The organism is Streptomyces sp. NPDC051576 (assembly GCF_040681835.1).
Taxonomy (GTDB): Bacteria; Actinomycetota; Actinomycetes; order Streptomycetales; family Streptomycetaceae; genus Streptomyces.
The window spans coordinates 94,175-114,902 of sequence record NZ_JBFAZO010000006.1 but is presented as its reverse complement, the minus strand read 5'-3'; the positions used below and the strand labels follow the sequence as shown (position 1 = coordinate 114,902).

Annotated in this window: 23 protein-coding genes; 11 read left to right on the top strand and 12 right to left on the bottom strand. The window is 70.3% G+C overall.

Going from position 1 to position 20,728, the window contains the following annotated elements; genetic code table 11:
- The first annotated feature begins 53 nt into the window (after positions 1-53).
- A complete protein-coding gene (locus AB0M63_RS21220; RefSeq protein ID WP_366020446.1) occupies positions 54-1,202 on the top strand; it encodes a serine hydrolase domain-containing protein in 1,149 nt (382 codons plus the stop codon).
- A 530-nt stretch (positions 1,203-1,732) separates the two neighbouring features.
- Complete coding sequence (locus AB0M63_RS21215) at positions 1,733-2,428, top strand: haloacid dehalogenase type II (RefSeq protein WP_366020445.1); 696 nt, start codon at positions 1,733-1,735, stop codon at positions 2,426-2,428.
- On the opposite strand, the gene AB0M63_RS21210 is transcribed toward AB0M63_RS21215, so the two are convergent.
- Together AB0M63_RS21210 and AB0M63_RS21205 are read right to left on the bottom strand one after the other, a co-directional pair.
- Positions 2,425-3,009 (bottom strand): TetR family transcriptional regulator, encoded by a 585-nt coding sequence (locus tag AB0M63_RS21210; RefSeq protein WP_355914071.1) that lies wholly within the window; start codon positions 3,007-3,009, stop codon positions 2,425-2,427. The genes AB0M63_RS21215 and AB0M63_RS21210 overlap by 4 nt on opposite strands.
- A gap of 26 nt (positions 3,010-3,035) precedes the next feature.
- The gene (locus AB0M63_RS21205) at positions 3,036-4,046 is read right to left on the bottom strand and encodes an aldo/keto reductase (RefSeq protein ID WP_366020444.1); all 1,011 of its coding nucleotides are present in this window, start codon (positions 4,044-4,046) and stop codon (positions 3,036-3,038) included.
- 170 nt (positions 4,047-4,216) lie between these two features.
- Between AB0M63_RS21205 and AB0M63_RS21200 the strand changes: the two genes are divergently transcribed.
- Positions 4,217-5,263 carry a chitinase gene (locus AB0M63_RS21200; protein ID WP_366020443.1) on the top strand — a complete coding sequence of 349 codons (1,047 nt, stop codon included), beginning with the start codon at positions 4,217-4,219 and terminating at the stop codon, positions 5,261-5,263.
- Positions 5,264-5,266: 3 nt separating this feature from the next.
- On the opposite strand, the gene AB0M63_RS21195 is transcribed toward AB0M63_RS21200, so the two are convergent.
- Together AB0M63_RS21195 and AB0M63_RS21190 are read right to left on the bottom strand one after the other, a co-directional pair.
- Positions 5,267-5,878, bottom strand: coding sequence for a LysE family translocator (locus tag AB0M63_RS21195; protein ID WP_366020442.1), 612 nt, complete (start codon positions 5,876-5,878; stop codon positions 5,267-5,269).
- Between the two features lie 74 nt (positions 5,879-5,952).
- Positions 5,953-7,335 carry a glycine--tRNA ligase gene (locus tag AB0M63_RS21190; RefSeq protein ID WP_355914059.1) on the bottom strand — a complete coding sequence of 461 codons (1,383 nt, stop codon included), beginning with the start codon at positions 7,333-7,335 and terminating at the stop codon, positions 5,953-5,955.
- Between the two features lie 131 nt (positions 7,336-7,466).
- Between AB0M63_RS21190 and AB0M63_RS21185 the strand changes: the two genes are divergently transcribed.
- Genes AB0M63_RS21185 through AB0M63_RS21170 form a run of 4 tightly spaced genes read left to right on the top strand, consistent with a single transcriptional unit; the run spans position 7,467 to position 10,604 of the window.
- Positions 7,467-8,423: a metal ABC transporter substrate-binding protein gene (locus AB0M63_RS21185; protein ID WP_355914056.1), complete on the top strand. Its 957-nt coding sequence runs from the start codon at positions 7,467-7,469 to the stop codon at positions 8,421-8,423.
- 20 nt (positions 8,424-8,443) lie between these two features.
- Positions 8,444-9,226 carry a metal ABC transporter ATP-binding protein gene (locus tag AB0M63_RS21180; RefSeq protein WP_366020441.1) on the top strand — a complete coding sequence of 261 codons (783 nt, stop codon included), beginning with the start codon at positions 8,444-8,446 and terminating at the stop codon, positions 9,224-9,226.
- The gene (locus AB0M63_RS21175; RefSeq protein WP_355914050.1) at positions 9,226-10,128 is read left to right on the top strand and encodes a metal ABC transporter permease; all 903 of its coding nucleotides are present in this window, start codon (positions 9,226-9,228) and stop codon (positions 10,126-10,128) included. Before AB0M63_RS21180 ends, AB0M63_RS21175 begins: the two co-directional genes overlap by 1 nt.
- A gap of 59 nt (positions 10,129-10,187) precedes the next feature.
- Positions 10,188-10,604, top strand: coding sequence for a transcriptional repressor (locus AB0M63_RS21170; RefSeq protein WP_355914047.1), 417 nt, complete (start codon positions 10,188-10,190; stop codon positions 10,602-10,604).
- A 4-nt stretch (positions 10,605-10,608) separates the two neighbouring features.
- Here AB0M63_RS21170 and AB0M63_RS21165 read toward each other — a convergent pair whose 3' ends face one another.
- The 4 genes from AB0M63_RS21165 to AB0M63_RS21150 are packed head-to-tail and all read right to left on the bottom strand — an operon-like array spanning position 10,609 to position 13,053.
- Entirely contained in the window at positions 10,609-11,121 is a 513-nt protein-coding gene (locus tag AB0M63_RS21165) for a YcxB family protein (protein ID WP_366020440.1), read from the bottom strand.
- Positions 11,122-11,166: 45 nt separating this feature from the next.
- Positions 11,167-12,018: an isoprenyl transferase gene (locus AB0M63_RS21160; protein ID WP_355914041.1), complete on the bottom strand. Its 852-nt coding sequence runs from the start codon at positions 12,016-12,018 to the stop codon at positions 11,167-11,169.
- 29 nt (positions 12,019-12,047) lie between these two features.
- Positions 12,048-12,797 (bottom strand): DNA repair protein RecO, encoded by a 750-nt coding sequence (gene recO / locus AB0M63_RS21155; protein WP_355914038.1) that lies wholly within the window; start codon positions 12,795-12,797, stop codon positions 12,048-12,050.
- A 40-nt stretch (positions 12,798-12,837) separates the two neighbouring features.
- Positions 12,838-13,053 (bottom strand): hypothetical protein, encoded by a 216-nt coding sequence (locus tag AB0M63_RS21150; protein WP_355914036.1) that lies wholly within the window; start codon positions 13,051-13,053, stop codon positions 12,838-12,840.
- 382 nt (positions 13,054-13,435) lie between these two features.
- Between AB0M63_RS21150 and AB0M63_RS21145 the strand changes: the two genes are divergently transcribed.
- Complete coding sequence (locus tag AB0M63_RS21145; protein WP_366020439.1) at positions 13,436-14,407, top strand: winged helix-turn-helix domain-containing protein; 972 nt, start codon at positions 13,436-13,438, stop codon at positions 14,405-14,407.
- Positions 14,408-14,482: 75 nt separating this feature from the next.
- Positions 14,483-15,025: a hypothetical protein gene (locus AB0M63_RS21140; protein ID WP_355914030.1), complete on the top strand. Its 543-nt coding sequence runs from the start codon at positions 14,483-14,485 to the stop codon at positions 15,023-15,025.
- Between the two features lie 4 nt (positions 15,026-15,029).
- On the opposite strand, the gene AB0M63_RS21135 is transcribed toward AB0M63_RS21140, so the two are convergent.
- Positions 15,030-15,704, bottom strand: a complete 675-nt coding sequence (locus AB0M63_RS21135; RefSeq protein WP_355914027.1) for a response regulator transcription factor — start codon at positions 15,702-15,704, stop codon at positions 15,030-15,032.
- The gene (locus AB0M63_RS21130; protein WP_366020438.1) at positions 15,701-16,903 is read right to left on the bottom strand and encodes a sensor histidine kinase; all 1,203 of its coding nucleotides are present in this window, start codon (positions 16,901-16,903) and stop codon (positions 15,701-15,703) included. Before AB0M63_RS21130 ends, AB0M63_RS21135 begins: the two co-directional genes overlap by 4 nt.
- A 133-nt stretch (positions 16,904-17,036) precedes the next feature.
- On the opposite strand from AB0M63_RS21130, the gene AB0M63_RS21125 reads away from it, so the two are divergent.
- Entirely contained in the window at positions 17,037-17,951 is a 915-nt protein-coding gene (locus AB0M63_RS21125) for an ATP-binding cassette domain-containing protein (RefSeq protein WP_355914021.1), read from the top strand.
- Positions 17,948-18,784 (top strand): ABC transporter permease, encoded by an 837-nt coding sequence (locus AB0M63_RS21120; RefSeq protein WP_366020437.1) that lies wholly within the window; start codon positions 17,948-17,950, stop codon positions 18,782-18,784. The genes AB0M63_RS21125 and AB0M63_RS21120 overlap by 4 nt, the downstream gene beginning before the upstream one ends.
- On the opposite strand, the gene AB0M63_RS21115 is transcribed toward AB0M63_RS21120, so the two are convergent.
- Together AB0M63_RS21115 and AB0M63_RS21110 are read right to left on the bottom strand one after the other, a co-directional pair.
- Entirely contained in the window at positions 18,750-19,718 is a 969-nt protein-coding gene (locus AB0M63_RS21115; RefSeq protein ID WP_366020436.1) for a hypothetical protein, read from the bottom strand. The two genes, AB0M63_RS21120 and AB0M63_RS21115, sit on opposite strands and share 35 nt — an antisense overlap.
- 40 nt (positions 19,719-19,758) lie before the next feature.
- Positions 19,759-20,727: an SCO2521 family protein gene (locus tag AB0M63_RS21110; protein ID WP_366020435.1), complete on the bottom strand. Its 969-nt coding sequence runs from the start codon at positions 20,725-20,727 to the stop codon at positions 19,759-19,761.
- Between the last annotated feature and the right edge of the window lies 1 nt (position 20,728).

Here is a 20,728-nt window from a genome sequence, read left to right as displayed (position 1 = left end):
AGAGTCGTATCCGACGTGTTCGACCATGACTCCCCGGACCGGAAGGCCGACCGATGAGCAATCTCCACGACACCCTGCGGCGACGCGTCGACGACGGCACCGTGCCGGGGGCGGTGGGCCTGGTGGCCCGTGGCGACGACGTCGAGGTGGTTGCCGTCGGCTCCGCCGATGTCGAGGGCACCGCCCCGATGACCCGCGACTCGATCTTCCGGATCGCCTCGGTCTCCAAGCCGGTCACGGCGGCGGCGGTCCTGGCGCTGGTGGAGGACGGGCGCCTGACGCTGGACGCCCCGGTGGAGGAGTGGCTGCCCGAGCTGGCGAAGCCGACAGTGGTCCGCACCCCCTCCTCGCCGGTCGAGGACGTGGTCCCGGCGGACCGTCCGATCACCGTCGAGGACCTGCTGAGCTTCCGCGCCGGATGGGGCTTCCCGGACGACTTCTCCCTGCCGGCCGTCCAGGCGCTGCTCGCCTTCCAACAGGACGGCCGCGCCCCCTATCTCCAGCCCGGCCCCGACGAGTGGCTCGCCGCCCTGTCCCGGATCCCGATGGTGCGCCAGCCGGGCGCGGCCTGGCTCTACAACACCTGCTCGGACCTCCAGGGCGTCCTGGTCGCCCGCTCCTCCGGCTCGTCCTTCCCCGACTTCCTCGCGGAGCGGTTCTTCGGACCGCTGGGCATGACGGACACGGCGTTCGCGGTCCCGGAATCGAAGCGGGACCGGTTCACCACCGCCTACACACCGGGCGGGCAGGGCACCCTGGAGCAGGCGGACACCCCGGACGGCGGCTTCAGCCGGCCCCCGGCCTTCCCGTCGGGTGCCGGTGGCCTGGTCTCGACGGCCGACGACCTGCTGGCGTTCGGCCGGATGCTCGCGCACGACGGCCTCGCGCCGGACGGCACCCCGGTCCTCTCCCCCACCTCCGTGAGCCGCATGACCACCAACCACCTCACCGCCGCCCAGCGCGACGCCTCGACCCTGTTCCTGGAGGGCCAGGGCTGGGGCTACGGCGGCCAGGTCGACGTCACCCCGATCGACCCGTGGAACGTCCCCGGCCGCTACGGCTGGGTCGGCGGCACCGGCACCACGGCCCATGTCGTCCCCCCGACGGACACGGTGACCGTCCTGCTGACCCAGGTGTCGATGACCGGCCCGACACCGACACCGCTGATGCGGGAGTTCTGGGGGTGCGCGGCGGGCGTTTAGGGGCTGCGCGCGGAGGAGCCGGCCGAGGGCGGGTGGTCCATGAGCGACGCTTCCCGCTTGGCGAGGTCGACGAGTCGGCGAGGTCGCCGTAGCGGACGGCAGGCGGCAGACGGCGGATGGCGAGCGGCGAGCGGCAAGCGGCGAGGTCGCCGTAGCGGACGGCAGGCGGCGGACGGCGAGCGGCAAGCGGCAAGCGGCAAGCGGCAAGCGGCGAGGTCACCGTAGCGGTCGGCGGCCGGCAGGCGGCGAGCGGCGAGCGGCGAGCGGCAAGCGGCGAGCGGCGAGGTCACCGTAGCGGACGGCGGACGGCGAGCGGCAAGCGGCAAGCGGCAAGGTCGCCGTAGCGGACGGCGCCGGTGAGGGCGGCGACAACCCGCGGTCGCGGAGCGAGACCGGCTGCGACGCCGGGGCCGAAGTGCTCGGTCAGGCCCGTGGCCCGAGGGCCGTGCGGTCCGGGAATGCGGTCTGCTTCCGGCCGGTTGGGGCAACAGCAGCTTCCACGCCCCTGCCTCTCCCAGGAGATCCCTCCCATGTCAGAGCCAGAGCTGACGATCGATGCCGTCGTGTTCGACGTGCTCGGCACACTCGTCGACGAACCCGCCGGTATCCGCACCGGTATCCGCGCACTCGACCCGTCGCTCGACGAGCCCCGGATCGAGCAGCTCCTGTCGTTGTGGCAGCAGCACGTCGACCGCGAGCAACGTCGCGTCGTCGACGGTGTCCGGCCCTACCTCCCGAGCGACCTCCTCGACCTGGAGGCCGCCCGGCTCGTCGCCGATGCCGCCGGAGTCGACGACCCGGCCGCCGTGGCGGCGCTGGCCCTGGCGGGTCGCGGACTCCCGCCGTGGCCCGACACCGTGGCGGGGCTCGCCCGGCTCGCCGAACGGTTCCCGCTGATCGGACTCTCCAACGCGAGCCGGACGGCGCTGCTGGAACTCGACGCCCATGCCGGACTCCGCTGGCACCAGGCACTGTCCGCCGAGGAGGCCCGGACCTACAAGCCGGACCCGGCGGTCTACCGGCTGGCCGTCACCGTTTCCGGACGGCCGCCCGAGCGGCTGCTGATGGTCGCGGCCCACGCCTGGGACCTGCGCGGAGCACAGCGCCTCGGCCTGCGCACCGCTTACGTCGCCCGCCCCGTCGGGGACCCGCCCACACCCTCGGACCGGTTCGACCTCTACGCCGACGACCTGGCCGGCCTCGCCGACCAGCTCGACCGTATCTAGCCCCGCAACCCCCGCAGCAACAACTCCACCATCTCCCCGAACTCCCCCTCCACGCCCGGCTTCCGCCACTCCCGCGCATACGACGGGTCATGGAAGCGGCCGGTGGCCTGGAACACCGTGCGGGCGGCGACGGCCGGGTCGGGGACTGTGAAGACGCCGCTTGCGATGCCTGCCCGGACGATCTCGGTGAGCTGACCGGTCAGCTCGTCAATGTGATCGCTGACCACCTCGCCCGCCTCCTCCGCGAGGACCGAGTACGTGGCGAACAGTTCGGGATCGCCGCCCGCCTTCTTCCGCTTGGCGTCGAACAGGCCCGCCAGCCAGTCGCGCAGGCGGGCCTCCGGATCGCGGTCCTCCGTCACGAAGCGGGACAGCGTCTGCGACGTACGGTCCAGCCAGCGCTGGGTGACCGCCTCCCGCAGCGCCGCCTTCGTGCGGAAGTGCCGGTAGACGGTGCCATGGCTGACGCCGAGCGCGCGGGCCACGTCCACCACGGTGGCCTTCGCCGGGCCGTGGCGGCGCAGCACCTCCTCGGTCGCTTCGAGGATGCGCTCGGCGGTCAGGGTCTCGCTCGCTGCCATGGAGAAGACCGTACCCGCAGGCCGGATCAGCTCTCGCTGTCGAGGTGCGCCATCGCCGCGGCCGGATAACGGTCGCCGAGCGCCGAGTCCGCCGGTACGGCCGCCTCGATCGCGGCCAGGTCCGCCGCGTCCAGTACGACGTCCAGCGCGCCCAGCGACTCGGTCAGCCGCTCCCGGGTCCGCGCGCCGATCAGCGGCACGATGTCCTCGCCCCGCGACAGCACCCACGCGGTGGCGAGCTGCGCGACGGAGACGCCCTTCTGCTCGGCGATCTTCCGCAACTGCTCGACCAGGGTCAGGTTGTGCTGGAGGTTCTCGCCCTGGAAGCGCGGTGAGTACGCCCGGTAGTCGGTCGCGGCGAGCTGCCGGTCGGCACCGAAGTGACCGGAGATCAGGCCCCGGGACAGCACGCCGTACGCCGTGACGGAGATGCCCAGTTCACGGGTGGTCGGCAGGATCCGCTCCTCGATGCCCCGGGTGATCAGCGCGTACTCCAGCTGCACGTCCGCGATGGGCGCGGTGGCCGCGGCCCGGCGGATCGTGTCGGCGCCGGCCTCGCTGAGGCCGATGTGCCGGACATGGCCCCGCTCGACCAGTTCGGCGATCGCGCCGACCGTCTCCTCGATCGGTACATCGGGGTCGACGCGGGCGATCCGGTAGACGTCGATGTGGTCGACGCCGAGGCGCTGGAGGGAGTACGCGGCGAAGTTCTTCACGGCGGCGGGCCGGCCGTCGTACCCGGACCAGCCGCCGTCCCGGTCGCGCAGGGCCCCGAACTTCACGCTGGTGAGCGCCTGTTCGCGGCGGGCGGCGGGGGCGGTGCGCAGGGCCTCGCCGATCAGCATCTCGTTGTGACCCATGGCGTAGAAGTCGCCGGTGTCGAGGAGTGTCACGCCTGCTTCGAGGGCGGCGTGGATGGTGGCGATGGCCTCGGTCCGGTCCGCTTCGCCGTAGACCGAGGACATGGCCATGCAGCCGAGGGCGAGGGCGGAGACCTGGGGGCCGGTGGTGCCGAGTGAGCGCGTGGGAATCGTCATGCGGACCACTCTGGCATGACAGATGACAGATTTCAATATCTGTCATTCCATACTTGCCGAAGCGAGGGCGTGGTACAGACCTCTTGACGAAAGGTCTGGACCACGAGCACTGTCATGGCAGCACTGTCATGCCTACGACACCTCACCGCACCCCCACCGGGAGGCCCCGTATGCTCCGCCGCCTGTTCACCGCCGCCCTCACCGCGGCCACCCTCCTCGTCCCCCTCTCGATCGCCACCGCCCCCACCGCGTCCGCCGCCGACACCTGCGCCGTCAAGTCCCGCCCGGCCGGCAAGGTCCTCCAGGGCTACTGGGAGAACTGGGACGGCTCCGCCAACGGCGTACACCCGCCCTTCGGCTGGACCCCGATCACCAACTCCGCGATCGCCACCCACGGTTACAACGTGATCAACGCGGCCTTCCCGGTCATCCGCTCCGACGGAACGGCGCTGTGGGAGGACGGCATGGACGCGGGAGTGAAGGTGGCCACACCCGCCGAGATGTGCGCGGCGAAGGCCTCCGGCCAGACGATCCTGATGTCGATCGGCGGCGCCGCGGCGGGCATCGACCTCAGCTCCACCACCGTGGCCGACAAGTTCGTCTCGACGATCGTGCCGATCCTGAAGAAGTACAACTTCGACGGCATCGACATCGACATCGAGACGGGCCTGGTCGGCAGCGGGTCGATCAGCCAACTCTCCACGTCCCAGGCCAACTTGATCCGTATCATCGACGGCATCCTGGCCCAGATGCCGGCCGGCTTCGGCCTGACGATGGCCCCGGAGACGGCGTACGTCACCGGCGGCAGCATCACGTACGGCTCGATCTGGGGCGCGTATCTGCCGATCATCAAGAAGTACGCGGACAACGGCCGCCTGTGGTGGCTCAACATGCAGTACTACAACGGCAGCATGTACGGCTGCTCCGGCGACTCCTACTCGGCGGGCACCGTCGCGGGCTTCACCGCCCAGACCGACTGCCTCAACAAGGGCCTGGTCGTGCAGGGCACGACGATCAAGGTCCCCTACGACAAGCAGGTCCCGGGCCTGCCCGCCCAGTCGGGCGCGGGCGGCGGCTACATGTCACCGTCCCTGGTCTCCCAGGCCTGGCAGCACTACGGCACCTCCCTCAAGGGCCTGATGACCTGGTCGATCAACTGGGACGGCTCGAAGAACTGGACCTTCGGCGACAACGTCAAGTCCCTGCAAGGGCGTTGAGGCTCACTTCGCGGTGAGTGCGAGCTTCGCCCCCAGCGCCACGAACGACCCCGCGAAGCTCCGCCGCAGCCATGTCATCACCCCGGGCCGGGAGGTGACATGGCTGCGGACCGAGGCCGCGAGGATGCCGTAGGCGGCGAAGACAACGAACGTCGCCAGCATGAAGACGCCGCTGAGCCCCAACATCCTTACGGTGGAGTGGGGTTCGTCGGGATTCACGAACTGCGGCAGGAACGCCAGGAAGAAGATCGTCAACTTGGGGTTGAGGATGTTGATCAGCACCCCCCGGACGATGACCCGCCCGGCCGAACGGGGCGCGGTGTCCTCCTTCACCGTGATCGCCTCCTTGTCCCGCACGGTCGCCCACGCCATGTACAACAGGTAGGCGACACCGGCGTACTTGACGATCTGGAAGGCCGACGCGCTCGCGTTCAGCAGCGCGGCGAGGCCGGTCACGGTGGCGAGGATGTGCGGCACGATGCCGAGCGTGCAGGCGAAGGCGGCGACGACACTCGCGCGCCGACCCCGGGCGAGACCGGCGGCCAGGGTGTAGACGACGCCGGTGCCGGGGGTGGCGACAACGACAAGGGTGGTCAGCAGGAACGCGATGCTCATGCCGACCACCCTGGTGCCGCCGCGGACCCCGTTACAGGTCCAATGCGGCACCGTCGTCCAGGGCCAGTTGTGCCCTAGGCGCCGATCAGGCGCGCCGCGAGGTACCCCTCGATCTGGTCGAGAGACACCCGCTCCTGCTTCATGGAGTCCCGCTCGCGGACCGTCACCGCGTTGTCCTCAAGGGTGTCGAAGTCGACCGTCACGCAGTACGGCGTGCCGATCTCGTCCTGGCGGCGGTAGCGGCGGCCGATGGCGCCGGCGTCGTCGAACTCGATGTTCCAGTTCTGTCGGAGGGCAGCCGCGAGGCCCTTGGCCTTCGGGGAGAGGTCGGCGTTGCGGGACAGCGGCAGGACCGCGACCTTCACCGGGGCGAGGCGGTGGTCGAGGCGCAGCACCGTGCGCTTCTCCAGCTTGCCCTTGGCGTTGGGCGCCTCGTCCTCGACATAGGCGTCGAGCAGGAACGCCAGCATCGCGCGGCCGACACCGGCCGCGGGCTCGATGACGTACGGCGTCCAGCGCTCCTGGGCCTCCTGGTCGAAGAAGAAGAGGTCCTGGCCGGAGGCCTTGGAGTGGGCGGTGAGGTCGTAGTCGGTGCGGTTGGCGACGCCTTCCAGCTCGCCCCACTCGTTGCCGCCGAACTGGAAGCGGTACTCGATGTCAGCGGTGCGCTTGGAGTAGTGGGAGAGCTTCTCCTTGGGGTGGTCGTACCACCGCATGTTCTCCTCGCGCAGGCCCAGGCCGGTGTACCAGTTCCAGCGCTGCTCCATCCAGTACTCCTGCCACTTCTCGTCCTCGCCCGGCTTGACGAAGAACTCCATCTCCATCTGCTCGAACTCGCGGGTGCGGAAGATGAAGTTGCCGGGCGTGATCTCGTTGCGGAAGGACTTGCCCATCTGCGCGATGCCGAACGGCGGCTTCTTGCGCGAAGTGGTCTGCACCTGGCCGAAGTTGGTGAAGATGCCCTGCGCGGTCTCGGGGCGCAGGTAGGCGATGGAGCCGGTGTCCTGCGTGGGGCCCAGGTGGGTGGAGAGCAGGCCGGAGAACTGCTTGGGCTCGGTGAACTGGCCCTTGTTGCCGCAGTTGGGGCAGTTGATGTCGGCCAGGCCGTTCTCGGGGGCGCGGCCGTGCTTGGCCTCGTAGGCCTCTTCCAGGTGGTCCGCGCGGAACCGCTTGTGACACGCGGTGCACTCGGTCAGCGGGTCCGAGAAAGTGGCGACATGGCCGGAGGCGACCCAGACCTCGGGGGCCAGGATCACGGACGAGTCGATACCGACCACGTCCTCGCGCGACGTCACCATGTAGCGCCACCACTGGCGCTTCAGGTTCTCCTTGAGCTCGACACCCAGCGGCCCGTAGTCCCAGGCGGCGCGCTGGCCGCCGTAGATCTCACTACAAGGGAATACGAAGCCACGGCGCTTGCTCAGGCTGACGATGGTGTCGATCTTGTCGGCGGCCACGGTGCTCTCTTCATGACGAATGGACGGCAGCGAATGCCTCAGGTTACCGGCGCCTCCCGCCCCCGTATCAAATCGGTTCCGTACCCGAACCTTGTTGACAACGGTTTCCATGTCAGTTGAAAATGACTGTCATGAACGTACGACGACGCCACATATCCGGGATCGCGATAGCCGCGGCCACCGCCCTCGGCCTCGGGACCCTCTCCGCCTGCTCCGACAGCGCAGCCGCCGCCAACACCGACAAGTTCGACGTCGTCGCGGCGTTCTACCCGCTCCAGTACCTCGCCGAGCAGATCGGCGGGGACCACGTGCACGTCACCAGCCTGACCAAGCCCGGCCAGGAGCCGCACGACCTGGAGATCAGCGCACAGCAGACCGCCGCGCTCGGCGAGTCCGACGCGGTGCTCTACCTCAAGAACCTCCAGCCCGCCGTCGACGACGCGGTGAGCCAGTCCGAGGTCAAGACGAAGATCGACGCCGCCTCCCTGACCACGCTGGAGAAGCACGGCAACGAGGTCGGCGGCCACGCGGCCTCGCACGACACCTCGAAGAACACCGAACTGGCCGGCCTCGACCCGCACATCTGGCTCGACCCGGTGCGCTACGCCCAGGTCGCCGAGGGCGTCGGCAAGGCCTTCGAGAAGGCCGACCCGAAGAACGCGGCCGACTACAGGACCAACACCGCCGCGCTGGTGAAGAAGCTCGGCGCCCTCAACACCGAGTTCAAGACCGGCCTCGCGAACACCAGGACCAAGGTGTTCATCACCACACACGCCGCCTTCGGCTACCTCGCCGAGCGCTACGGCCTCACCGAGGAGGCCATCAACGGCCTCGACCCCGAGTCTGAGCCCAGTGCCCAGCGCGTGAAGGACCTTGAGAAGATGGCCAAGGCCGACGGCGTCACCACGGTGTTCTACGAGACGCTCGTCAGCGACAAGACCGCGAAGACCATCGCCGCCGACGCGCACCTGAAGACCGATGTCCTCGACCCGATCGAGGGCATCACCGCCAAGTCCCGCGGCAAGGACTACTTCTCGGTCCAGCAGGCCAACCTCAAGGCGCTGCGGACCGCGTTGGGCGTCAAATGACCGTTGTCACGGAGGACGACATGGGCGCATCGGACCTGGGCGCATCGCGCGAGCCCGTCATATCGCTGCGCGGCGTCCGCGCCGAGCTGGGTTCGCGCCCCGTCCTGCGCGGTATCGACCTCACCGTGCACCGCGGTGAGGTCGTCGCGCTGCTCGGCGCCAACGGCTCCGGCAAGTCGACCGCGATCCGCACGGTCATCGGTCAAGTGCCGTTGTCCGCAGGGGAGATCGAGCTGTTCGGCACCCCGCGCCGCGCCTTCCGCGACTGGCGGCGCGTGGGCTACGTACCGCAGCGCACCACGGCCGCGGGCGGGGTGCCGGCGACGGTCACCGAGATCGTCGCCTCGGGCCGCCTCTCCCGCGCCCGCTTCGGCCTGCTGCGCAAGGCGGACCACGAGGCCGTACGGCACGCCCTGGAGCTGGTCGGCATGGCGGACCGCGCCAAGGACTCGGTGAACGCGCTCTCCGGCGGCCAGCACCAGCGGGTGCTGATCGCCCGCGCGCTCGCCGCCGAACCCGAACTCCTGATCATGGACGAGCCGATGGCGGGCGTGGACCTGGCCAGCCAGAAGGTGCTCGCGGACACCCTCACCCGTCAGGTGTCCGAGGGCACGACCGTCCTCCTCGTCCTGCACGAACTCGGCCCGCTGGAGCCCCTGATCGACCGGGCCGTCGTCCTGCGCGACGGCTGTGTCCAGCACGACGGCCCGCCCCCGCGCGCCCTGGGCCAGCACGCCCTGCCCGGTCACGACCACGTACACCCGCACCCCCACGAGCCGCTTCACACGGGACTGCTGAGCTGATGGACATCCTCGACTACGCCTTCATGCAGCGGGCGCTCATCGCCGCCGTCCTCGTCGGCATCACCGCCCCCGCGATCGGCATCTACCTCGTCCAGCGCCGCCAGCCCCTGATGGGCGACGGCATCGGCCATGTGGCGATGACCGGCGTCGGCCTCGGCTTCCTGCTGAACACCTCCCCCGTGTGGATGGCCACCGCCGTCTCCGCCCTCGGCTCGGTCCTGATGGAACTGATCCGCTGGTACGGCAAGACCCGCGGCGACATCGCCCTCGCAATGCTCTTCTACGGCGGTATGGCGGGCGGCGTGATGTTCGTCAACCTCGCGCCGGGCGGCTCGAACGCCAACCTGAACTCGTACCTCTTCGGCTCGCTCTCGACGGTCTCGCAGTCCGACGTGACGGCGATCGGCATCCTCGCGGCCTTCGTGGTGATCGTCACGCTCGGCCTACGGCGGCAGCTCTTCGCCGTGAACCACGACGAGGAGTTCGCCCGGGTCACGGGTCTCCCCGTCCGCGCCCTGAACCTGCTCACGGCGGTCACGGCGGCCGTCACGGTCACCGTCGCGATGCGGGTCGTGGGCCTGATCCTGGTCTCCGCGCTGATGGTGGTGCCGGTCGCCGCCGCGCAGCAGCTCACCCGCAGTTTCGGGGCCACGCTGGCGATCGCGGGCGCGATCGGCGTGACCGTGACGGTCAGCGGCACCGTCACCTCGTACTACCAGAACGTCCCGCCCGGCGCGACGATCGTGCTGCTGACCATCGCCGCGTTCATCGCGCTCACCGCCCTCGCGACCCCGCTGGCCCGCCGCCGGGCCCGGGCCGCGGCCGCCGCGCGACCCGCCGGGGACCCGGTGGAGTGCGCGATTCCAGCCACCCGGGGGGCCGCCGACGAGGTCGGCGTCTGACCATGCACAGCCCGGGCTGGCACAATGGCTCGGCAAAGTGCAGACGCGAGGAGGCAACGGTGACGACGGCCGGTCCGCCCGTAAAGGGACGATCCACCCGCCAGCGTGCGGCCGTATCGGCGGCACTCAACGAGGTGGACGAGTTCCGCAGCGCCCAGGAACTCCACGACATGCTCAAGCACAAGGGCGACTCGGTCGGCCTGACCACGGTCTACCGCACCCTCCAGTCCCTCGCCGACGCCGGCGAGGTCGACGTCCTGCGCACCTCCGAAGGCGAGTCCGTCTACCGCCGTTGCTCCACCGGCGACCACCACCATCACCTGGTCTGCCGCGTCTGCGGCAAGGCGGTCGAGGTCGAGGGCCCGGCCGTCGAGAAGTGGGCCGAAGCGATCGCGGCGGAGCACGGGTATGTGAACGTGGCGCACACGGTGGAGATCTTCGGCACGTGCGCGGACTGTGCGGCGGCGGCCGGCTGAGGTCCTAGACCCGGCTCAGGTGGGCGTCGAGTATCGCCCGCAGCCGGTCCGCGTCGGCGGGGTCCCGCAGACCGCGCTTGGGCAGCAGGGTGAAGTTGAGGGCGTTCTTCTCGGAGCTGAACATGTAGAAGCCGTCCGCGGTCTCCCGGTAGCGGGGCTGCACCGTCCAGTTCAGCGACGTGGACGCGTCGTCGGTGACCACCGACACCCCGGTGTCCGTCACGGTCACCCGGAACTCGCCCCGGCGCTCCGCGAGGCGCTGGAACTGGCGGGCCACGAGCCGGGGCTGGAACACCAGCAAAAAGAGGGCGAAGACCATACCGGCGAGCATCGGGTACGGCAGCGAGTCGCCCTTGGCCAGCGCGGACCCGACCACCAGGGCGCCGAAGCCGAGCACGAGACCGATCAGCCACTTCTGTCTTCGCGCGGACCGGCTGACCCGCCCGCGCGCTCTCAACGCGGCCACGAAGTCCTCGGCCCTCGGCCGGTACACCAGCTCGACAACCTGCCCTGCCACGTCATCCCGCCCCATGTCCATGAGGCGGGATGGTAGCCGTCCCGCCTAGCCCTCCTCGGGCCGACCCCGCATCGCCTGCTCCATCTCCAGCAGCTTCTCGTTCGGTACCGCCCCGCCGAACCGCCGGTCTCGCTGGGCGAATTCGACGCAGGCCCGCCACAGGTCGCGGCGGTCGAAGTCCGGCCACAGGACGTCCTGGAAGACCAGTTCGGCGTAAGCGCTCTGCCAGAGAAGGAAGTTGGAGGTGCGCTGCTCGCCGCTGGGGCGCAGGAACAGGTCCACGTCCGGCATGTCCGGGAAGTACATGTACTTGGCGAGGGTCTTCTCATTGACCTTGGCCGGGTCGAGCCGCCCCGCCTTCACGTCCTCGGCGAGGGCCTTCGCCGCGTCCGCGATCTCGGCCTGACCGCCGTAGTTCATGCAGAAGTACAGGGTGAGGCGGTCGTTGCCCTTGGTCTGCTCCTGGGCGACCTGGAGTTCCTTGGCCACCGACTTCCACATCCTGGGCATCCGGCCCACCCACCGCACCCGGATGCCGAGTTCGTCGAGGGTGTCGCGCGTCTTGCGGATGAAGTCACGGTTGAAGTTCATGAGGAAGCGCACCTCGTCGGGCGACCGCTTCCAGTTCTCGGTGGAGAAGGCGTAGAGGGAGATCGCGCCGACACCCATCTCGACGCCGCCCTGCAACACGTCCAACACCCGCTCGGCGCCCACCTTGTGGCCCTCCGTGCGCGGCAGCCCCCGCTCCTTCGCCCACCGCCCGTTGCCGTCCATGACGATCGCCACGTGCTTCGGGATCAGCTCACCGGGCAGCTTCGGCGCACGGGCCCCGGACGGGTGCGGCTCCGGCGCCTTGTACTCGCGCCGCTGGCGCCCCAGGATCCCGCGTACGGCCATGTGCTTCTCGTCTCCTCTTTCTGGACTTCCTACGACTTCTCTACGTACCGCAGCGAGCGCAGCCCGCGTTCCAGATGCCAGTGCAGATAGGCGGACACCAGCCCGCTCCCCTCCCGCACATGGCGCCCCTCGCACGCGTCCGCCGTCTCCCAGTCTCCCGTAAGCAGCGCACCGAGCAGTTCGAGGGCCTGCGGTGAGGGTACGACGCTCCCGGCCACCCGGCAGTCGGCGCAGACGACCCCGCCGGACGCCACGGAGAAGAACCGGTTCGGCCCCGGCATCCCGCACCTCGCGCAGTCACCGAAGCTCGGCGCATAGCCGTTGACGGCGAGGGAACGCAGCAGGAACGCGTCGAGGATGAGATGCGGCGCGTGCTCCCCGCCGGCCAGCGTCCGCAGCCCGCCCACCAGCAGCAGATACTGCTGCACCGCGGGCTCGCCCTCGTGGTCGGTGAACCGCTCCGCCGTCTCCAGCATCGCCGTACCGGCGGTGTAGCGCGCGTAGTCACTCACGATCCCGCCACCGTACGGAGCGATCGTCTCACTCTGTGTGCACAACGGCAGCCCGCGCCCGACCAGTTCACTGCCCCGCGCGAAGAACTGCACGTCCACATGTGAGAAGGGTTCCAGCCGGGCCCCGAACTTCGACTTGGTCCGCCGCACCCCGCGCGCCACCGCGCGTACCCGCCCGTGACCCCGCGTGAGCAAGGTGATGATCCGGTCCGCCTCACCCAGCTTCTGGGTGCGCAGCACGATGCCGTCGTCGCGGAACAGACTCATGCGGCCCATTGTCCCCTACGGCTCCGCACCCCACGACGCTTCAGGGCACCTCGCCCCGGCTGCGCGCGTTCGCGTACGCGGTCGCCGCGCTCAGCCGCTCGGCCGGGGTCGCGTCCCGCACGGCGGCCGGCTCGACGTCCCACTCCCGGCCGCCACCGTAGGGCCGCAACTGGACGTAGGGCCCGACGTGCCCCATGACGATCCCCACTCTCCCGGTACAGGTATCCACGGCGACCGATCCGACGGGCGGCTTCATCGCTCTCCTCGCACCCGAATCCGCAATTCCACCAAGGTGTCCTTCGCCTCCGCATAGTGTGCCCACACCTGGCTCCCCTCCCTTTTCGAGTTTCACGCTTCTCGACTACGGGGTGCGCTTTCGCCCCTACACTCGGCAGGAGTCTGTCGACCGCAAGTGCGGCGCAGGTCAGAGGGGTTGGCTATGGCCAACGATTCGGAGCACTGGTTTTCGTCTCCGGCGCTTATATCGAGCCATTCGAACAGGCCATTCGGAAACCGCGGAAGGTCTCCTCACCGATCGTCCGCATTGGCGCCGATCCCGTGAAGGTCGGCGTTGCGGCCGGGTGCGCACCCCCTCCTCTTCCGACCATGGAACGAGGCTCGAACGGGGGAGACCACCCATGCCGGTACGCATCCACTTCACGGACGACGACCTCGCACACATCAGGCTGGCGCAGACACCCGACCCCTTATGGGAAGCGCTGCTCAGCATGCACGTGCTCCAGACGAACGCCGCGTCGGCCGTCTTCGGCCCCTGGCGGCGGGCGGTACGGCCCGAACTACCCGCCCCGGTGAGAGAGTTGCTCAGGCTCGCACCGCCCAACGGGTACTCGCCGGACTTCCTCACCCCGGCGGGCGGAGCCGGCGGTCTGGAGGCGGGAATAGGCGCCCTGCTCTCCACCCCGCGACAGCGGCTCCGGCACGATCTGCTCGAACTCGCGCACACGGGGCGGCGGTTACCGTCCTGGGCCGCGTCGCTGGCCGACGGCGACCGGGAGGCCGTAGCGCAACTGGCGAAGGCGCTCCGCAGTTACGTCCGGATCGCCCTGGCACCCTGGTGGGACGGCATCCGCACCCGCCTGGACGCCGAACGCTCCCTGCACGACCGCTTCCTGACGAAGGGTCACCTGGACGGCCTGCTGGGCCGGCTCCACCCCGGCCTCTCCTGGCGACCGCCGGTTCTCGAAGTGAGCGGCGTGGGTGGCGTGGACCGGGACGTGCGGCTCGACGGGCGGGGGCTGCTGGTCCTGCCGTCGTACTTCTGCTGGCGGCACCCGACGCTCCTGAAGGACCCCGGCCTGCCCGTCGTCGTGGTCTATCCGATGGCGCACGACACCGCCGTGGGCCGGCCCCGGCCGCGTGCGTCCCTCGGCGCGCTGCTCGGGCAGACCCGTACGGAGGTCCTGGAGTCGCTCGCGGAGCACCACGGCATGACGACCACCGAACTGGCCCACGGCGTCGGCATCGCACCGGCCACCGCGAGCCATCACGCGGGCGTGCTGCGGGAGGCGGGCCTGCTGAGCACCTCCCGCGCGGGCCAGGCGGTCCTGCACACGCTCACGCCACTCGGACTGGCCCTACTGGACGGCTAGGACCGGGCCACCGAACCCTTCGACCACCGTCGAAGGGTTTTCCTTTCCCTGTACGGCAGTTGAGAGCCTGACCGCATGCTGACCGCACTCCGCAAACGCAGCGTCCAACTCTCCGTCCTCGGCCTCGCACCCCTCGCGCTGTTCCTGGCGCCGGGCACCGCGCAGGCCACCACCTGCGACGGCGGCTACCAGTTCCACTGGCACTGGAACTCCGACTCGCTCTTCTTCGACACCACGATGGCCAACTCGACGATCACCATCACCCGTTGCTGGGACGGCCAGGGCAATCTCACCAGCGGCACCACGGCCTCGATCAGCAGCACCGACACCACCTGGGGCAGCATCAACCAGGCCAAGACGATCGACGGCACCTTCCAGGTCACCAACTCCGCCCCCCAGCAGTACCAGGGCTACCTGCCCGAGAAGCTCGGCTACGGCGACAGCCCGCCCGCGGGCGAGGTGAAGGTGACCGTCAGCATCAACTCCAACGGCGACATGTCCGTCAACACGGACCCGCCGCCGTACATCGAGCAGGGCGAGGACCCCGGCTTCCTCGCGGACGGCGACTACTCCAGCAGCGACTACGGCCAGGTCGTACCGCCGCCGCCCGGGGCATGACCCGCTAGCCCACCGAGACCAGCCCTGCCTCGTAAGCCAGGATCACCAGGTGGACGCGGTCCCTCGCGTCCAGCTTGGTGAAGAGGCGGGTCAGGTACGTCTTCGCCGTGGCCACGCTGATGCACAGCTCGGCCGCGATCTCCGTGTTGGACAGCCCCGAGCCGACCAACGTCAGCACTTCGCGTTCCCGTCCCGTGATGCCCGTCAACTCACGACGTGGCCGGGCCTGTTCGGGGCGGGAGGACGCGAAGTCGTGGATCAGGCGCCGGGTCACGCTCGGGGCGATCAGGGCGTCCCCGGCGGCCACCACCCGTACCGCGCCGATGATGTCGTCCAGGGCCATGTCCTTGACCAGGAACCCGGAGGCTCCGGCGCGCAGCGCGCCGTAGACGTGATCGTCGTCGTCGAAGGTCGTGAGGACGACGACCCGGGCGGCGGACGAACCCGCCGAGGAGTCCCTCATGATCTCGCGCGTCGCCTCGATGCCGTCCATCCCGGGCATGCGGATGTCCATCACCACGACGTCCGGGGCGAGTTGAGCCGTCAGCCGGACCGCCTCCGCGCCGGTGGCCGCCTCCCCGACCACCTCCACGTCGTCGATGTCGGCCATCACCATCCGCAGCGCCGTCCGGATGAGCTGCTGGTCGTCGGCGAGGAGGACGCGGACGGGGGCGTTCATCGGGCCACCACCGCGGGGACCGGGAGCCGGGCCGCGACCCGGAAGCCGCCCTCGGGGCGCGGTTCCGCGGTGAACTCGCCGTGCAGCAGGGCCACTCGCTCCCGCATGCCCGCCAGCCCGAAGCCGGTGTCGGTGACGGTTCCATGGCCGCGTCCGTCGTCCGTGACCTCCAGGGCGAGTTCGTCCTCGCGGTAGTCGAGGGTGACCCGGCAGGCGCGGGTGCCCGCGTGCCGTACGACGTTGGTGACGGACTCCTGGACGATGCGGAACGCCGACAGGTCGATGTCGGGCGGGAGTTGACGCGGTTCACCGCGCCGGCACACCTCGACGCGGACCCCGGCCGCCGTGGTCGTGGCGGCGAGCCGGTCGAGGTCACCGAGGCCGGTGGCCACGCCGGGAACCCCGCTGTCGGCCGCCCGCAGCGCGACCAGCATCCGGCGCAGCCCGGCGAGCGTCTCCCGGCCCTCGTGCTCCACCGCCCGCATGGCCTCCCGCGCGGCCTCCGGCTGGGTCGTGGTGACCCGGGCCGCCGCGCCCGCCTGGAGGGCGATGATGCCGATGCTGTGGGCGACGGTGTCGTGCATCTCCCGGGCGATCCGCAGGCGTTCGGCGGTGACCGCCTGGGTCGCGGCCTGGGTGCTCAGCCGCTCGGTGTACGCGCGGTTCTGCCGGACGGAGTTGCCGATCAGCCAGGCGACGACGGCCGTGAGTCCCATCGTCATCCAGCCGCGCCAAGTGCCCTGGTCCGTGGTGTAGGTGAAGAGCAGCGGCCGGCCGAGACCGGTCCGGGTGAGCTGGTAGAACGGCAGCACGGCGATCGCGAGGACGAGGGCGGGGAGGCTGCGACGGCGGGAGAAGCTCGCCGCGATCCAGCCCACGGCGATGTCGATCGCCCCGTAGTGGATCAGCCCCAGGGTCAGCCCGTTCAGTCCGAGCGTCACGGCGTACGTCCCCACCACGAGCAGCCCGAGCCCCGACAGCGGACGCCGGCTCAGCAGCGCGCAACCGGCCGGTGCCAGGACGCCGCCGCACGCGATGAGCGCCCAGCCGTCGGCCGTGGGCGGGAAGAGTTCGACCGGCATGAACGGGAGGTGGAAGAAGGCGCGGATCGCGAACAGCGTGCCGAAGATCCACGGCACGCCCGGCCACGCGCCCGGCGGCACACGCTTGAGCAGGGGCAGCGGCGGGGTGGCGGGCATGTGCCGATCCTAGGAGCGCGGGGCGGGCGCGGTCATCGGCCCGGAGATGTACAACCAGGGTCGACACCGGCGCCGTACGAGTGTCAGCGGCGGGCCGATGCCGGGGGCCGGTCGCCCGCGCGACCGTGGTCCCGTGATCGAAGCCAACGAACTCACCAAGCGGTACGGCCCGACGACCGCCGTACGCGAACTCTCCTTCACGGTCCGCCCAGGACACGTCACCGGCTTCCTGGGCCCGAACGGCGCGGGCAAGACGACAACTCTGCGGATGCTGCTGGGACTTGTCCGGCCCAGCGGCGGGAGCGCCACGATCAGCGGGCACGCCTTCCGCCGCCATGCGCGTGGGCTGCGGCACGTCGGCGCGCTGCTCGACGCGGGCGATGTGCACGGCGGGCGGTCCGCGCGGGCGCATCTGCGGACGCTGGCCCGCAGCAACCGCATCCCGGCGGGCCGGGTGGAGGAGGTGCTCGCCGAGGTCGGGCTCGACGGGGCGGCGGCCCGGCGCCAGGTCAGTGGCTACTCCCTCGGCATGAAACAGCGGCTCGGCATCGCGACCGCCCTGCTCGGCGACCCGCCCGTCCTGCTCTTCGACGAACCCCTCAACGGGCTTGATCCGGAAGGGGTGTTGTGGGTGCGGGGGCTGTTCCGGAGGCTGGCGGCGGAGGGCCGCACGGTCTTCGTCTCCAGCCATCTGATGTCCGAGATGGAGAACACGGCGGACGAACTGATCGTCATCGGCCGGGGCGAGCTGATCGCAGCCGAGAGCCTCGCCGACTTCGCCGCGCGCGGTACGGCGCCGACGGTGACCGTCCGGACACCCGACGCGGGCCCACTGGCCGCCGTCCTCGCGGCGGAGGGTGCGGTGGTGGCGCCGTACGACGAGGAGACGCTGAAGGTGACCGGGACGGGCGCTGCCCGGATCGGTGAGCTGGCGCACGAACACGGCTTCCTGCTGCGGGAGTTGACGACCGAGCACGCCTCCCTGGAGGCGGCCTTCATGGAACTGACCGCCGACAGCGCCGACTACCTGGCCGGAGACTCCCGATGACGACCACCACCCTGGACATGCCCGTCGCGCGCTTCGGCGATCTGCTGGCGGCCGAATGGATCAAACTCCGTACCCTGCGCTCCACTTACTGGGCGCTCGGCATGGGCGCCCTGGCCGTGGTCGCCTTCAACGCGAACGCGGCGCGCGCCGACTACGTCAACTATCCGCACTACAACACGATGATGCGGTCCCGCTTCGCCACCACCGCGCTCTTCGACGCCTTCACCGACGGTGCCGCGATGATCCTGGTCCTGACGGTGGCGAGCATCGGCGCGGTCACGGTCGTCGGCGAGTACTCGACGGGGCTGATCCACACCACCTTCGCGGCCGTGCCGGACCGCCGGGCCCTGATGTCGGCGAAGGCGGTGGTGGTGACCGCGGTCATGACGGTGTACGGCGCGGTCGTCGCGGCGGCCTCCTTCGCGGCCTCCCAGGCGATCCTGTCCGGCCGCGGCCTGGGCGTGTCGATCGGCCACCCCGGCGCCCTGCGGGTGGTTCTCGCGTCGGCGCTGCTCGCTCCGGTGTCCGCGCTGGTCGGCATGGCCATGGGCGCGCTGATCCGGCACAGCGCCACGACGATGGTCCTCACGACCGGCCTCCTGCTCCTCCTCCCCACCTTCGTCACCGAGCGCTACCACTGGACGGCGTGTGTCCGCAACGCGCTCCCGTTCAACGCCTGGCGCCGCCTCGTCCAGGTCGACTACGGCCACGCGCCCTACACGTTGGCCGAGCGTTATCCGACGACCGTCGCCGGTGCCTGGGTCGTGTTCGCGGTGTGGGCGGTGGTCGCGGCGGTGGTCACGGTTGTCGCAGTGGATCGGCGGGACGTGTGACGGTCCTCCGATCGTCCGGCTCGGGCTCCGGTTCCGGGGCTCGGTCGGGTTCCGTCGCCTCCCACAGGACGTCGAAGCGGTGTACGCGCTCCGCCACGTGCTCGCGTGTCATCTTCAGCGTCGTCTTGGCCGGCATGACCCGGATGTCGGGCTCGGTCTCGTAGGAGAGTTCGCCGTCCAGGACGATGAAGTCGTTCAACGAGTTCATCTGCGCGGTCGGCTCCAGCAGGGACCGGACCGCGATACGCGCGTTGATCCCGAACTTCTTGTGCCGCTCGCAGAGTTGGCGGAGGCTCGGGGTCACCTCCGACTCCTCGTCGACGAGGAACACGCGCCGGATCTGCACCCGCCGGGTCTTGATCGCGACCTCCTGGGCGGCGAGATAGCGCCGCGCGGGCTCGCTCGACCAGAAGTCGCGGTCCACGGACGTGCTGGTGGCGTAGAGCGTCCGCTTGACGCACTTGGTGAGGTCGATCAGCCACTCGTGGTTCTCGCCGGGGCAGTCCGCCGTGCCGTTGCCGAGGTTCTCCATGAGCAGCGCGAGCCGGCCCAACTCCTCCTCGGCGAAGGCCTTCACGAGGTCCGCGCCCTGCTCGCCGACTTTTGTGTAGCCCAGCACCAGCCGGGTCACCTCGTCGGAGCGCAGCACCGAGCCGTCGACCTTGCTGTACAGCTCCGTGGCGGCGTTGATCTTGGCGAAGCTCTCGTCCACCGCCGCGCGCATCTCCAGATGATGGCTGGAAAGGCTGTCCTTCATGTCCCGCATGCGGCGCTTCTGGTTCTCCTGGACGGCCTCCAGCCGCTCACCGAAGTCCACGAGCAGTTGCAGGATGAGGGTCGCGCAGCCGAGCAGGATGGACATCGTCCACTGCCACTGGCTGTCGTTGTCCATGTTCAGGGCACTCGTCACGAGGAAGGCAGCTGCCCCTGCCACTGCTCCTGTCCACGCCGCCCGTTTCATCTGAACCTCCCCGTCAGCGCGTGCTCAGCGCCTGGTGCAGCAACGGAATGGCCTGTATGGCCAGTTGGTCCCGGATGCGCTGGCGAAGGTTCTCCCATTGGCGGCTGAAGCCCGGTTCCCGCTCCAGTACGTCCCACAGGTGTCCCAGCGTCCGGTCCACGTGCGCGCGCGGCATCCACAGATGCAGCAGGTGATCCACGGCCGGGCGCAGCGCCAGGACCGCCGCGGGCCCGTCCGCCGCACCGAGCCGGCTGTTCTCCAGCATGTGCACCACCGTCGTCAAAAGCCAGTCGTGCAACGCGAGGTCTTCGCAGAGCCCGGCGACCGCGGCGGCCGGGATGTTCTCGGGCACCCTCAACTCGACGGTCCGCAGGCCGTCCTGGGCCAGCGTGAAGCGCTCCAGCGACGGCTCCTGGTCCTCGGGTGTCAGTCGTGCCGCCCAACGCAGGTGAGTGCGGCGGGACTTGAACGGCGCCTTGTGGTCGAGGAGCGGATGGCGCACCAACTGCGCCAGCAGACCCTCGGCGATCATCCCCAGGTCGAGGTCGCCGCGCCCGCCGCCCCGCAACACGCCCTGGGCGGTGGCCTGTTCGGGCAGTTTCCCGAACGGTTCGACCACTCCGGGCCGCACCAGGTAGTGCCCCCAGGGACGGCGTACGTCGGGGCCGGCGGCCGGGGCGCTGAAGTAGGCGGTGGACTGCAGGACCCGGCCCTCGGTGAGCGCCGCGCGGGCGGCCACCGTGCCGACGGCCCGGACCTTGGCGCCGTTCGAGGTGGGCAGCCGGCAGTCCACGCCGGTCAGCACCTCGGGCGAGAGGGCGTACAGGTTGGGCCGCTCGGAGACCCGGACGTGTTCGTCGGCGCGCAGCCTCAGCAGTTGGGCGGCGGCGCGGCCGTCCAGTGCCTGGAAGGACGGCAGCAGAGAGGTGCGCACCTCGCCGCAGGCGAGGACCGAACGCGGGGGCCGTCCGGGGGTCGTCATC